Here is a 13,972-nt window from a genome sequence, read left to right on the forward strand (position 1 = left end):
ACTGAGTAGTTTGGTTACCCAGTAAATTCGTTGTTTCTTTGCAGCAAATGTACCAAATATGATTGCAGCATTTGAAATACCGGTAACTAAAGTTGAGCGTAGCCGGTTGAATGACATGCCTTTGGAGAATCTTCCCTTTGGCCGCTATTTTACGGATCATATGCTGGAGGCCGAATATGCTGACGGAGAATGGAAGTCGGTTGAAATCAAGCCCTACCAGCCGCTGAGCCTGGATCCCTCTCTGGCCGCGCTCCATTATGGGCAGGCGATTTTTGAAGGAATTAAAGCCTATCGGGATGAGGCTGGAAATGCCTTTATTTTCCGTCCGTATGATAATTTCAGACGATTCAATACCTCCGCAGCAAGGATGAATATGCCGGAAGTGCCGGAAGAAATTTTCATGGAGGGGATGCGTAAACTCATTGCACTGGATAAAAACTGGATTCCTACCATGAAGGAACATTCCCTTTATATCCGACCATTTATGTTTTCAACGGATACCTTACTGGGAGTTCGCCCCTCTGCAACGTATAAGTTTTTGATTATTCTGAGTCCGACCGGACCCTATTTTGCTGCACCTATGAAGATTCTGGTAGAAGAGCACTATACCAGGGCTGCTCCCGGGGGAGTTGGATTTGCGAAGAATGCCGGTAACTATGGCGGCAGTATGCTGGCTGTAACAGAGGCACAGAAACAGGGCTATGATCAGGTATTATGGACAGATGCGGTAGAGCACAAATGGTTGCAGGAAGTGGGCATGATGAATGTGTTTTTCATCATCAATGGTGTGGCAGTTACACCATCCCTTGAAGAGGGTACCATTCTTCATGGAATTACCCGCGACAGCGTTATTACCGTTTTAAAAGAGATGGGATTGAAAGTGGAAGAGCGCCGGATTAATATAGATGAATTGCTTTCTGCCTATGGTAAAGGACAACTGCAGGAAGTATTCGGTACTGGCACGGCTGCTGTAATTTCAATGGTTAAGGAGTTGAAATACAAAGAGTTTCAAATGACGTTCAATGTAGATAACAGTCCGGTTGCCAATGAAGTAAAAGCCCGCCTCACAGCTATTCGGGAGGGTAAGACGGAAGATTTGCATCAGTGGATGTGGAAAGTTTAGAATTTAATTTTGTTTTTTCGGCAAGGGGTTCTACCTTTGCCGTCCCAAATAAATAAGGTTAGAATGCCTACAATTCAGCAATTAGTAAGAAAAGGTAGAGAAATCATCAAGGCAAAAAGCAAGTCCAGAGCGCTGGATGCTTGTCCTCAACGCAGAGGTGTTTGTACCCGTGTGTACACCACTACTCCGAAAAAACCGAACTCTGCTCTCCGTAAGGTAGCCAAAGTTCGTTTGACAAACAAAGTAGAAGTGATCGCATATATTCCGGGTGAAGGGCATAACCTGCAGGAGCACTCCATCGTATTGATCCGCGGGGGTCGTGTGAAGGATTTGCCGGGTGTACGTTACCATATTGTACGTGGTAGCCTGGATACTGCCGGTGTGAAAGACAGAAAGCAGAGCCGTTCCAAATACGGAACCAAGAGAGACAAACAAACTGGTAAAAAATAATTTAAAATAGTTCTCCGATGCGTAAAGCACAAGCCAAAAAACTTCCTCTGGCGCCTGATGCCAGGTATAACGATAAACTGGTAACCCGTTTTGTCAACAATATCATGTGGCAGGGTAAAAAAAGCGTAGCCTTCGAAATTTTCTATGACGCGGTTGACAAGGTGAGCAAAATCACCAATGAAGACGGTTATGAAATCTGGAAAAGAGCGATTGCCAACGTAACACCAGCGGTTGAAGTACGCAGCCGTCGTATCGGTGGTGCAACTTTTCAGATTCCATCTGAAGTTCGTCCCGATAGAAAAATTTCTCTCAGCATCAAATGGTTGATCCGTTTTAGCCGGGAACGTAACGGTCGCAGTATGGCTGATAAGCTGGCGAATGAAATCGTTGCTGCAAGCAAGGGTGAAGGTGGTGCTTTCAAAAAGAAAGAAGATACGCACCGTATGGCTGAAGCCAACAAGGCATTCTCACATTTCCGCATCTAACATTCTAACATACCTTTTCGTTACCGGTCTGTCTTTTGGCAGACCGGTTTTTTTGTGTGTAGGAGATACACTTATTTCGTACTTTCATCGTCAAAAAAATACCCAAAACACAACGATATGTCTACCAGGAGAGCCTTTATCAAACAAGCATCCCTGCTTACACCTGCAGCGATGCTCTTACCTGATTTTTTATTTGCGGAAAAGAAGATTCGTTCAGTTGGAATTCAGCTGTATACGTTGAGAGAACTGGTAGCCAAAGATCCGCGTGCCACCCTCCAACAGGTAGCATCAGCAGGTTATAAAGAAGTGGAATTGTATGGTTTTGGCGGAGGTAAGTTTTTTGGTATTCCGGTGGCGGAGTTTGCTTCTTTTATGTCCTCATTGGGACTTTCAGTACCAAGTGGTCACTATATGCCTGCAAAGTTTCTTTTTTCCGATGAAGAGGCTGGAAAAGCCGAACTGGATGAGCATATTCAGGCTGCCATCACCATGAAGAGCAGTTATCTTACCATTCCCTGGTTACCTCCTGAAAAACGATCCAATCTGGAGGATTATAAAAAAATTGCAGCAAAACTGAATATAGCCGGCGAAGCTTGTAAAAAAGCTGGGATCCAACTGGCATATCACAACCATGATTTTGAATTTGCCAATCATGGCGGACAAACCGGATTTGATCTGATGACTAGCACAACTGATGCTGATCTGGTTAAATGGGAATTGGACCTTTATTGGGTGGTATTTGCAGGATTGGATCCTGTTCAGATCTTCTCCAATTTAAAAGGAAGGATTCCCATGTGGCATGTGAAAGATATGAATAAGGCAAATCGTGCACAGAATACCGAAATCGGAAATGGATCCATTGACTGGAAACGAATTTTTAAAGCCGCTAAAACATCCGGATTGAAACATTTCTTTGTAGAGCAGGAAAACAATTATGTGCCGGATCATTTAAAGAGTGTGGAGAGCAGCATCAGGTACATAAAGAACAATTTGATTTGAAGAAAAGTGAATGAGGTGAATAAAGTGAATGAGGTGAATAGTGAATATTCACCTCATTCACCTCATTCACCTCATTCACTTCTTCATCACTTCTTCATCACTTCCCTAATTCCATTCTCCACATGCATCAGAAACTTCTCATCCTGATAAGCTTCACTTGTATGTCCGAGTCCGGTATAGAACATTTTCCCACCGTCAAAATCCTGATACCAGGCGATCGGGTGTGAATGACCCATTTTTCCTCCCTGATAGGATTTTTCATCCAGTTCCAATAAAACGTTGATAGCTGGTGATAATGATTTGTAATTGTACCATTCATCTTTATGAATCCAGCTGGAGCCAAGATGAGCAGTTGCCGGATGTCTTTCCTTAATATGAATGGTAGCCGATTGGATGGCAGGATGAGATTCAAAATAGCCACCAATCAATTGATTGTACCAGGGCCAGTCATACTCACAATCTGCCGCGGCATGGATGCCTGCAATGCCTCCTCCATGTTGAATATATTGCTGTAATGCAGCCTCTTCATTTTTACCAAATACATTGCCGGTTGTATTGAGTAATACAATCGCATGGAATTTTTTAAGCGTTTCATTATTGAAAATTGAACTGTCTTCTGTTGCAGTTAGTTCCCAATTATTGCGTGCAGCAATTTTTTGAAGTGCCTTGATTCCATCTGGTATGGAAGCATGGCGAAATCCGCGAGTTGCAGAAAATACGAGGACAGATTTTTTGGAATTCTGGGTGCTGTTTTTTATGTAGCTTAAGGATTGGTTGATTGTACTTCCATCTGTGTTTTGCAATGCAGTAATTACAAGCAACGGTGACATAAATAGCAGGAGCAAAAGTTTCATTTTATCAATTTTGGAGTTACCAAATTGGATAGATCAGTGTAAAGAAAAAAGCTGCTCCTCTCGAAGCAGCTTTACTTTATAATTTGCGGATCTTGATGTTTTTATACCATACATTATCGCCATGGTCCTGAAGGGCGATATTTCCGGAACGATAGGTTCCGAAATCTGCCATTCTTCTGAACTTACTGTTAGCCAGTAAATTCCTCCAATTATCGTCCCACAGCGTTGTTTTAACAACTGTGGTTCCGTTTAATTTCAGTTCGAGCTGACCATTGTTTTGAATAATTTCAGCCAGGTTCCATTCGCCTACCGGTTTAACGGTTTCAACGGATGATTCGATGATATCATAAAGATCGCCAGAACGATGCTTTTTGATTTTTCCATCATTGTGACCATCGTTATCCAGCACCTGCATTTCCATGCCGGTATGCCACACATGCTCGTATTTTGCGCGGTCATCTTTAATATTAAAGATAATTCCGCTGTTGCCTTTCGGAGCTATTTTCCATTCAACTTTAAAATGAAAGTTTTCAAAGGTTTCATTGGTCACAATATCACCACCGCCGGATGTTTGCCATCCTGCTTTATTGCTGGCATCCAGGTAGAGCGTGCCATTGGCAACTTTCCATGCTGCACCAACTTCTGTTTTTCCGTAGGTATGCCAGCCATTGGTGGTAGCGCCATCAAACAGTAAAACCCAGCCTTCTTTTTTTTCTTTTTTGGAGAGTGCATTATCCACTGTGATTTCTTTTGACGTGGAGCAGGCTCCAATACCAATCAACGCCAAACCAACCAGGAGTGTACGAATCATATTAGTTGGTTTTTAAAGAAAGAATATATTTTACCATTGTTTTTGCATCATCTTCTGAAACCTGTGGGTGCGGAGTCATCGGAATTTCACCCCAAACACCACTTCCGCCTTTAATGATTTTCCCAGCCAGCTCTGCAATCGTAGCATCATTGGCAGTATATTTATTTGCCACATCCTGATAGGAAGGACCAATTGATTTCTCGTTCACTTTATGACAGGTAAGGCAATCACTTCCTGCAATCAGTTCAATACCTTTTTCATCATCTGCGGAGGGACCTGCAGGAGCTGCCTGTTCTGTAGCAGGTGTTTCAGTTTTTGTCTCTTCAGTAGCCTGGTTTCCACAAGCAAAGGCGATGGCGCTGATGCCTGCCAAAATCACATACTTTTTCATGTTTGTTTGTTTATTGAATACCTAAAATCTTTTTATTGAATGTTTCATCTGATCCGGTTCCGGCAAAATCGTCAAAAGCTTTCTCCGTAACCCGGATTATATGATCCTGGATAAAGATAGCACCTTCTTTGGCTCCATCTTCCGGATGTTTAAGACAACATTCCCATTCCATAACAGCCCAGCCTTTAAAATCATAGGCGGCGAGCTTGCTGAAAATGCTGCTGAAATCTACCTGGCCATCACCCAATGAACGGAATCGTCCGGCACGATTGATCCAACTTTGAAATCCTCCATATACACCCTGTCTTCCGGTTGGATTGAATTCCGCATCTTTTACATGGAACATACGGATTCGTTCATGGTAAATATCTATGTACTCGAGGTAATCGAGGCACTGCAATACAAAATGGGATGGATCGTATAACAGGCAGGCTCTTGCGTGGTTATTGACTTCTTTCAGAAATAATTCATAGGAGATGCCATCATGCAGATCCTCACCCGGATGGATTTCATAACATAGGTCCACTCCGTTTTCATCGAAAACATCCAGGATGGGTTTCCATCGTTTTGCCAGTTCTTTAAATCCGGTTTCCACCAATCCGGCCGGACGTTGTGGCCAGGGATAAACAGTATGCCAAAGCAATGAGCCACTGAAGGTGGCATGTGCGTTTAAGCCCAGGTTTTGTGAGGCTTTGGCTGCATACTTTAATTGCTGAACAGCCCATTCTGTTCGGGCTGTGGCATTACCCCGAACGGATTCCGGTGCAAAACCATCAAAGAGTTCATTATAGGCAGGGTGTACCGCAACCAGTTGTCCCTGTAAATGGGTTGATAGTTCTGTTATGGATAATCCACATTCTTCCACGATTCCGCGGATTTCATCCGCATAAGTTTTGCTTTCTGCCGCTTTTTGCAGGTCAATGCATCTGGGATCCCAGGTGGGAATCTGAACACCTTTAAATCCAAGAGATTCTGCCCAAAGGCAGATTGATTTCAGGTTATTAAAAGGTGCCTGATCGCCCAGAAACTGTGCGAGAAATATACCGGGGCCTTTTAGTGTTGTCATGATGGTGAATTAGTGAATGAGGTGAATGAGGTGAATGAGGTGAATAGTGAATGGTAAATGGGTTAAATGGTGAAAGGGGTCCATTTGAGATTGCTGGTATTACTTTCCACAACTTTTTCAATGAAAAGCATGCCACGGATACCGGCATCAATACCGGGAAAATCGAGCCATTCCTGTTTTGCTTCGGTACCCTGCAAGCGCGCCTGGAGTGTAAAAGCAAAATTGCGATAGATATTGGCGAATGCTTCCAGATAACCTTCCGGATGTCCGGGTGGGGTGCGGGTGCCCAACTGTGCAAAACTACTGAGATAAGGAGAGCCTGCGCGATATACCTGGGTCGGTTCATGCAGCCATTTTACCAGCAGGGTAATGGCTTCTTCCTGTTTCCATTCAATACCGCCTTTTTCTCCGTAAACGCGAATTTTCAGATTATTTTCTTCTCCCGCAGCAACCTGTGTGGCAAAAAGATTTCCACTAACACCGTTTTCCAACCGAAGTAAAACGGACCCATCATCATCCAGCAAGCGCCCAGGTACGGTAATCTGCAGATCAGCACAAATGGCTTCCACTTTTAAGCCGGTTACATATTCTGCCATATTGAAAGCATGGGTTCCAATATCCCCCATGCAACCTGAAATACCACTTCGTTTGGGATCGGTTCTCCAGGCCGCCTGCTTATAATTACTTCCTTCCCGGAATTCTGTTAACCATCCCTGCGGGTATTCCACATAAACTTTCCGGATTTTTCCAATTTTGCCGGAAGCCAGTAATTGCCGGGCTTCCTTGATCATCGGATAGCCGGTATAAGTATGCGTCAGACAAAACAACGCTCCGGTTGAATCGATAATCTTTTTTAACTCAAGTGCTTCTGCATAGGTGAAAGTGGCCGGTTTATCCAATACTACATGAAATCCATTTTCCATAGCCAGTTTAGCCGGACCAAAATGCATGTGATTGGGGGTAACAATGGAAATGAAGTCCATACGTACACCATCTGGTAATGCCTTTTCAGCCAGTATCATTTCTTCATAAGAAGCATAACTGCGTTCAGGGTTAAGGCGCAGGGCAGCACCCGTCTGTTTTGATTTTTCCGCACTGCTGCTGAAGGCTCCGCAAACCAATTCAATTTCGCCATCCAGCCAGGCTGCCATCCGGTGAACGGCTCCTATAAATGCATCCAGGCTTCCGCCTACCATGCCCATTCGTAATTTTCTTGCAATCGCCATGTATCAGTATTTTGTAAACGAATCGTCTTATTTATAGCTGACGCATTCCTTATTTTCCTTTTCGGTATAAGCCAGATTGTATTGTTTCAACACTTCATCCGGAACTCCATTCCATTGATTGGGTTTATTACCTGCATAACCGATATCTTTTACGCCAATTTCAGATGTATAAAAACCAGTACAGGTAAGATCACGCATCAGGTTGAAGAAATTAACACCGGGTTTCATCTCTGCTTTTGCTTTTTCCGGGTAAGCAATCTGATCCACCATTGCTATTCGCTGTTGTTCATTGCAATCCTTAAAGGATTTTTCATACTGACGCAGGCATTGTAAATCCAGCCAGCGCAATCCACCTCGCATTGGTGTTTGGTGCTCCGGCATATCCTTCACAATGAACTCAATAAAGTCAGGCACTTTTGCATCCGTTGCGCTTCCGCTTACATCATCTTTCGGAATAATAATATCAGCCAGAATGGTAATGGTAGCCATTTCATGTTCGCTGAAAAATTTCTCCGCATTTATTTTATTGAAATGATCGGTCTCTTCCGGCATCCTGTCTATCTTACCAGCAGTGGATGCATCGGTTTTTGCAGGGTCGGCTTTTTTATCTGTTTCTTTACAGGCATCCAGTAAGAGTCCGGTAGAGAGTGTTCCCAGTGCAATAGCTTTGAGTGATTTTCTTCTGTCCATAGCGGGAATTTTTACAGGTTATTTTTTTTGAGCTGGTCAACAATATATTCACTGGCGCGCATAGATAAGGCCAGGATCGTCCAGGTAATATTTTTATCAGCCTGCGATACAAAGGGCGCGCCATCCACTACAAAAAGGTTTTTGCAGTCATGCGCCTGATTAAATTTATTGAGTGCTGAATTTTTTGGATCGTTCCCCATTCTTGCGGTACCTGCTTCATGAATGATTTTTCCGGGAGCATGCAGGCCGTAATTATTAGCCGGACCATCATCGCCGCCCCAGGTAACAATGGCACCCATGGAATGCAGGATTTCCTTGAAGGTTTCTTTCATGTGTTTGGCCTGGTTGATTTCATGTTCGCTCCATTTTACATTAAACTTCAGTACAGGAATACCATATTTATCTACCACATTCGGATCAATTTCACAGTTGTTATGACGGAAAGCAACTGCTTCACCGCGTCCGGCCATTCCAATGGAAGCTCCATAAAAGAATCGTTGATCTTCTTTCAAGGAAGAGCCATATCCGCCAGCTTCTTTTTGTTTTCCATTCACCAGGAATTTTCCATTCATACTCTGGATCCCCATACCAAATCCATAAGCAGGCTGACCTTGTCCGCCCCAGTATTCAATATGATATCCTCTTGGAAAATCAAGCTTTTTATTATCCAGCCACCAGGGAGAATAAACGTGCATTCCACCTACGCCATCTTCATTGTATCGTTTGCGATCAAAAAGCTGTGGCAGCACACCACCTATATCAGCACCTGTTGAGTCATGCAGGTAGCGACCAACCACATCGGAAGAGTTTGCCAATCCGTTCGGATGTCTTTGTGATTTGGAATTGAGCATTAGACGGGCGCTTTCACAGGCACTGGCTGCCAGTACAACAACGCGGCCACTTACCTGATATTCCATCAGGTCGTCTTTATTTACATAAGATATGCCTGTGGCCAATCCTTCTTTATCAGTAAGTACTTCACGTGCCATTGCATTTGGAATAACATCAATATTCCCGGTTTCAAGTGCTGGTTTTATAAGTACGGAGGAGGAAGAAAAATCAGCATATACCTGACAGCCTCTGCTACACTGACCGCAATAAAAACATGCGCCTCTTTTATCATTAATCGGTTTGGTAAGCATGGACATGCGGGAAGGAATTACCGGAACACCGGCTTTTGTAGCAGCGTTTTTGATAAATAGCTCATGCAATCTTGGTTTTGGCGGCGGCAGGAATTTGCCATCCGGATCATTTTCTAACCCTTCATTGGTTCCAAACACACCAATCAATTCGTCCACCCGATCATAGTAAGGTTTGATATCATCGTAGCCGATTGGCCAGTCATCACCTAATCCGTCAATACTTCTTCTTTTGAAATCTTTTGGACCAAAGCGAAGTGAAATTCTACCCCAGTGATTGGTTCGTCCGCCGAGCATTCTTGCCCTGAACCAATCCCATTGTGTTCCGGCTGTTTTGGTATAGGGTTCACCATCGATATCCCAGCCCCAGTAGCAGGCATCGAAATCGCCGAAGGGGCGAAAACGGGTGGCAGCGCCACGGCGGGGAGATTCCCAGGGGTTCTTTAACTGCGTCACATTTTTTGCAGGATCATAAAGAGGACCTGCTTCCAGTAAACAAACTTTCAGTCCGGCATTGGCAAGCATATAGGCAGCCATACCGCCACCTGCGCCTGAACCAACAATAACAACATCATATTTGACAGCTTGTTTTTTGATCTGTAATTCGCCCATAGTTTGCTTGCTATTTGTATTAAGTAGGAGGGTTAAAATTAGGGGATAAAACCAAATGCAAGGCTGAAAATACGGAGGGATTTGGATACTTTAATAAACTATGCCGGATATGATAAATTTGTTTAACCTAACAACTGTTATTTCCTTTTTTTTAACCAATGGGCGATTCTCTGATTGAAATATCCATGAAAGCCATAAATTTATGACTGCTCAATATTTAATAAGCTTAATGATATGCAAGCCAACATCAATCGAAACAAACTATTTGTAGCCAGTTGTCTCTCTTTATTAGTAACCTCTTTATCATTTGGAATTCGTGCCGGTATATTGGGCACATTGGGAACACAGTTTAATTTAGGTGCTTCTGAACTGGCCTCCATCGCTGCAACTGCCTTTTGGGGTTTCCCGCTTGCAGTGGTGATTGGTGGGATGGTAGTTGATAGCATCGGTATGAAAAAGCTGTTGGTAATAGCCTTCCTTTTCCATCTGGCAGGAATTATTCTCACCATTTTTGCCGGAGGATTCTGGACCTTGTTTTTGTCCACTTTATTAATTGGTATTGCTAATGGTACTGTGGAAGCAGCCTGTAATCCGTTGGTTGCTACCCTTTATCCGGATAATAAAACAACCAAGCTGAACCATTTTCATTTGTGGTTTCCGGGTGGAATATTTATCGGCACTTTAATTGTATTTCTATTTGAGAAACTTGGAATTGGCTGGCAAATTCAGGTAGGAATGATGCTGATTCCCACTGTTATTTATGGATATCTTTTTTCCAAGCTAGATTTTCCAGTTACGGAGCGTGTTGCTTCCGGCGTTTCAACCGGAGAAATGTACAAATCTGTTCTTAGTCCCCTGTTTATTTTTATGTTCATCTGTATGTTCGGTACTGCCATTACAGAATTGTTTACCGGCCAGTGGGTTGGTGTATTGCTGGGTAATGTGAGTGATAATCCGATTCTGATTTTGACCATAACAACAGGTGTGATGGTGGTTGGCCGTGGTTTAGCGGAGCCAATCGTACATAGATTTTCGCCCCAGGGTGTTTTATTGATGTCAGCTATTATGGCTGCCATTGGTATCTATATGATGAGTACGGTAACCGGCAGCAGTTTGTATTTTGCTGCGCTGATATTCGGAATTGGTGTTTGTTATTTCTGGCCTACCATGCTTGGATTCGTAGCGGAGAATATTCCGAAATCCGGGGCATTGGGCTTAAACCTGATGGGAGGCGCAGGCATGTTTGCAGTTTCCATTTATACATTGATAATGGGTGGTTTTTATGATCGCCTGATTGCAAAACAATTACCGGAGGGTGCTTCTATGGAAGCTTATCGTACAGCAGCAGCAGGTAGTTCTGAAGCCGGGCAATATGCAGCAGCACAATTAACAGCAGGACCTGATGTACTTCGGGCAACAGCTGTAATTCCGGTGATATTGATTATAGCATTTGCCGGACTGGTATTTTATATGAGAAACAGAAAAAAGGTGCAGGTAGTAAGTGCCTGATTCAGGTATGAAAGAACAACATTCAAGAAGGAAAGCAGTTAAACATATCCTGGCAGCAGGTGCTGGTATAGCTCTGACTCCAATGGCTGGATTTTCTTCAAGCAAAGAGGAGTTGCCAATTATGAAAGGAAATATAAATCATGCGGTATGCCGCTGGACCTATGGTCATTTAAGTTTGGATGAGCTGTGTAAAGTGGCGAAGGAAATTGGAATAAAAGCCATTGATCTCGTTGGACCTAAGGAGTGGGATGTGCTTAAAAAGTATGGGCTGGATTCATCCATGTGTAATGGTGCTGAAATTAATCTGGTGCATGGCTTTAATAATACAGCCTATCATAGCAAACTGATTCAGAATTATACAGAAATGATTCCGCTGGTTGCAAAAGCAGGGTATAAAAATCTGATATGTTTTAGTGGCAATCGGGATGGTATGGATGATGAAACGGGTTTACAGAATTCCGTGATCGGTTTAAAAAAGATAATCGGGCTTGCAGAGAAGCATGGAGTGGTGCTTACCATGGAATTGCTGAACAGCCGTGTAGATCACAAAGATTATATGTGTGATCGTTCTGTTTGGGGTATAGAATTATGTAAACGCCTGGGATCGGAGCATTTTAAATTGCTTTTTGATATTTACCATATGCAGATTGATGAGGGTGATATCATACGTTCCATCCAGAAAAATCATGCTTATTACGGGCATTATCATACGGGCGGAAACCCGGGCAGGCATGAAATAGATGAAAGTCAGGAGCTTTATTATCCTGCTATTATGAAAGCAATTCATGCAACCGGATTTAAAGGATATGTTGCACAGGAATTTATTCCTGCTGCTGCCGATAAAATTGCTTCGCTAAAGAATGCGATTGCGATCTGTGATATTTAATAACCAAAACGCTACACTCATTTCAAACTACTGTTATGGCTGAAAATACCTACGATGCCATCGTTATTGGCTCCGGAATCAGCGGTGGCTGGGCCGCAAAAGAATTGACCGAGAAAGGGCTGAAGACCCTGATGTTGGAAAGAGGAAGAGATGTAAAGCATGTGAAAGATTATGTCAATGCAAATAAACATCCCTGGGAATTTCCGCATCGTGGTGGCAGAACACAGCAAATGATTGAAGATTATCCTGTATTAAAAAGGGATTATCCCCTGAATGAAACCAATCTTGATTTTTGGGTAAATGAAAAGGAATGTCCTTATACCGAAGTAAAACGATTCGACTGGTTTCGTGGTTACCATGTAGGTGGTCGTTCCCTGACATGGGGTCGTCAAAGTTATCGATTCAGTGATCTGGATTTTGAAGCGAATAGCAAAGACGGACATGGAGTTGACTGGCCCATCCGTTATAAAGACATTGCACCCTGGTATAGTTATGCGGAAAAATTTGCCGGAGTAAACGGATCAAAAGAAGATCTATGGCAATTGCCGGATGGCGATTTTCTGCCACCAATGGAATTGAACTGTGTTGAAAAAGATGCTGCTGAGCGGATTCGTCAGCATTATAAAGATGCACGTCGTCTGATTATCGGAAGAAGTGCGAATCTGACGGCACCTCATAATAATAGAAGTAATTGTCAGTATCGCAATAAATGCTGGCTGGGTTGTCCGTTTGGCGCCTATTTCAGTACACAATCGGCAACTCTTCCTGCTGCAATGGCAACAGGTAATCTTACATTAAGACCCTGGTCGATTGTTACAAAAATCATTTATGATAAGGATACAAAAAAGGCGAAGGGAGTAGAGATTCTGGATGCGGAGAATAATCAGACCTATGAATATTTTGCGAAGATCATATTCCTGAATGCCTCTGCCTTGAACAGTACCTGGATTCTTATGAATTCCGCTACGGATATCTGGCCCAATGGGTTGGGTAGCAGCAGTGGAGAATTGGGACATAACCTGATGGACCATCACCTTGGAGTGGGAGCTGGCGGAATTGTGGAAGGATACGATGACAAGTATTTCAATGGTCGTCGCCCGAATGGATTTTATATACCCCGATACAGAAACCTTAAATCAGATGAAGGAAGGGGGTATGTGCGTGGATTCGGTTATCAGGGATCAGCCAGCAGGCAGGGATGGAGCCGTGATATTGCCGAACTGAATATTGGAGCGGATTTGAAAGAGGCATTAACTGAACCAGGAACCTGGACGATGGGTATGGGTGGTTTTGGTGAGATACTGCCGTATCACGAAAACAAGATTTCGCTGGATAAGACGAAGACGGATAAATGGGGATTGAATGTGCTGGCAATAGATTGTGAATTGAAAGACAACGAGAAGAAAATGAGGGAGGACATGATCAATGATGCGGCAGAAATACTGGAGGCAGCCGGTGTTAAAAACGTTTCCAAAAGAAATGGCGATGGTACCATGGGGCGTGGCATTCATGAAATGGGAACTGCACGTATGGGGCGCGATCCCAAAACTTCCGTACTAAATGGATGGAATCAGGTTTGGGATGCTCCGAATGTGTATGTTACGGATGGTGCCTGTATGACATCCGGAGCTTGTGTGAATCCATCGCTTACTTATATGGCATTGACGGCAAGGGCGGCTGATCATGCTGTAAATGAATTAAAAAAAGGTAATTTATAATTGAAAAAATTAA

At 43.3% G+C, this 13,972-nt stretch carries 14 protein-coding genes; 7 read left to right on the forward strand and 7 right to left on the reverse strand.

Annotated elements, in window-relative coordinates:
* Window positions 1–58 precede the first annotated feature (58 nt).
* From B2746_RS09965 to B2746_RS09980, 4 genes are all read left to right on the forward strand, one after another.
* On the forward strand, window positions 59–1,123 hold the full coding sequence (locus B2746_RS09965) for a branched-chain amino acid aminotransferase (RefSeq protein WP_290792909.1): 1,065 nt from the start codon (window positions 59–61) through the stop codon (window positions 1,121–1,123).
* 63 nt (window positions 1,124–1,186) lie between these two features.
* Entirely contained in the window at window positions 1,187–1,573 is a 387-nt protein-coding gene (gene rpsL, locus B2746_RS09970; RefSeq protein ID WP_150846709.1) for a 30S ribosomal protein S12, read from the forward strand.
* 17 nt (window positions 1,574–1,590) lie between these two features.
* The gene (rpsG, locus tag B2746_RS09975) at window positions 1,591–2,058 is read left to right on the forward strand and encodes a 30S ribosomal protein S7 (RefSeq protein WP_290707772.1); all 468 of its coding nucleotides are present in this window, start codon (window positions 1,591–1,593) and stop codon (window positions 2,056–2,058) included.
* A 117-nt stretch (window positions 2,059–2,175) separates the two neighbouring features.
* Window positions 2,176–3,057 carry a sugar phosphate isomerase/epimerase family protein gene (locus B2746_RS09980; RefSeq protein ID WP_290792912.1) on the forward strand — a complete coding sequence of 294 codons (882 nt, stop codon included), beginning with the start codon at window positions 2,176–2,178 and terminating at the stop codon, window positions 3,055–3,057.
* Window positions 3,058–3,143: 86 nt separating this feature from the next.
* Here B2746_RS09980 and B2746_RS09985 read toward each other — a convergent pair whose 3' ends face one another.
* The 7 genes from B2746_RS09985 to B2746_RS10015 form a co-directional block, all read right to left on the reverse strand.
* Window positions 3,144–3,911, reverse strand: a complete 768-nt coding sequence (locus B2746_RS09985) for a ThuA domain-containing protein (protein ID WP_290792915.1) — start codon at window positions 3,909–3,911, stop codon at window positions 3,144–3,146.
* 76 nt (window positions 3,912–3,987) lie between these two features.
* Window positions 3,988–4,722 carry a 3-keto-disaccharide hydrolase gene (locus tag B2746_RS09990; protein WP_290792918.1) on the reverse strand — a complete coding sequence of 245 codons (735 nt, stop codon included), beginning with the start codon at window positions 4,720–4,722 and terminating at the stop codon, window positions 3,988–3,990.
* A gap of 1 nt (window position 4,723) precedes the next feature.
* A complete protein-coding gene (locus B2746_RS09995) occupies window positions 4,724–5,113 on the reverse strand; it encodes a c-type cytochrome (RefSeq protein WP_290792921.1) in 390 nt (129 codons plus the stop codon).
* Window positions 5,114–5,123: 10 nt separating this feature from the next.
* Window positions 5,124–6,179, reverse strand: a complete 1,056-nt coding sequence (locus B2746_RS10000; protein WP_290792924.1) for a sugar phosphate isomerase/epimerase family protein — start codon at window positions 6,177–6,179, stop codon at window positions 5,124–5,126.
* A gap of 62 nt (window positions 6,180–6,241) precedes the next feature.
* Complete coding sequence (locus B2746_RS10005; protein WP_290792927.1) at window positions 6,242–7,405, reverse strand: Gfo/Idh/MocA family protein; 1,164 nt, start codon at window positions 7,403–7,405, stop codon at window positions 6,242–6,244.
* A 27-nt stretch (window positions 7,406–7,432) separates the two neighbouring features.
* Window positions 7,433–8,095, reverse strand: a complete 663-nt coding sequence (locus tag B2746_RS10010) for a gluconate 2-dehydrogenase subunit 3 family protein (RefSeq protein WP_290792929.1) — start codon at window positions 8,093–8,095, stop codon at window positions 7,433–7,435.
* An 11-nt stretch (window positions 8,096–8,106) separates the two neighbouring features.
* Entirely contained in the window at window positions 8,107–9,846 is a 1,740-nt protein-coding gene (locus B2746_RS10015) for a GMC family oxidoreductase (protein ID WP_290792932.1), read from the reverse strand.
* Between the two features lie 234 nt (window positions 9,847–10,080).
* On the opposite strand from B2746_RS10015, the gene B2746_RS10020 reads away from it, so the two are divergent.
* The 3 genes from B2746_RS10020 to B2746_RS10030 are packed head-to-tail and all read left to right on the forward strand — an operon-like array spanning window position 10,081 to window position 13,959.
* Window positions 10,081–11,355: an MFS transporter gene (locus B2746_RS10020; RefSeq protein WP_290792935.1), complete on the forward strand. Its 1,275-nt coding sequence runs from the start codon at window positions 10,081–10,083 to the stop codon at window positions 11,353–11,355.
* 7 nt (window positions 11,356–11,362) lie between these two features.
* Window positions 11,363–12,241, forward strand: a complete 879-nt coding sequence (locus tag B2746_RS10025; RefSeq protein ID WP_290792938.1) for a hydroxypyruvate isomerase family protein — start codon at window positions 11,363–11,365, stop codon at window positions 12,239–12,241.
* A 35-nt stretch (window positions 12,242–12,276) separates the two neighbouring features.
* Window positions 12,277–13,959, forward strand: a complete 1,683-nt coding sequence (locus B2746_RS10030) for a GMC oxidoreductase (protein ID WP_290792941.1) — start codon at window positions 12,277–12,279, stop codon at window positions 13,957–13,959.
* Window positions 13,960–13,972: the final 13 nt, after the last annotated feature.

This window comes from Flavihumibacter sp. UBA7668, assembly GCF_002483205.1.
Classification (GTDB): domain Bacteria; phylum Bacteroidota; class Bacteroidia; order Chitinophagales; family Chitinophagaceae; genus Flavihumibacter.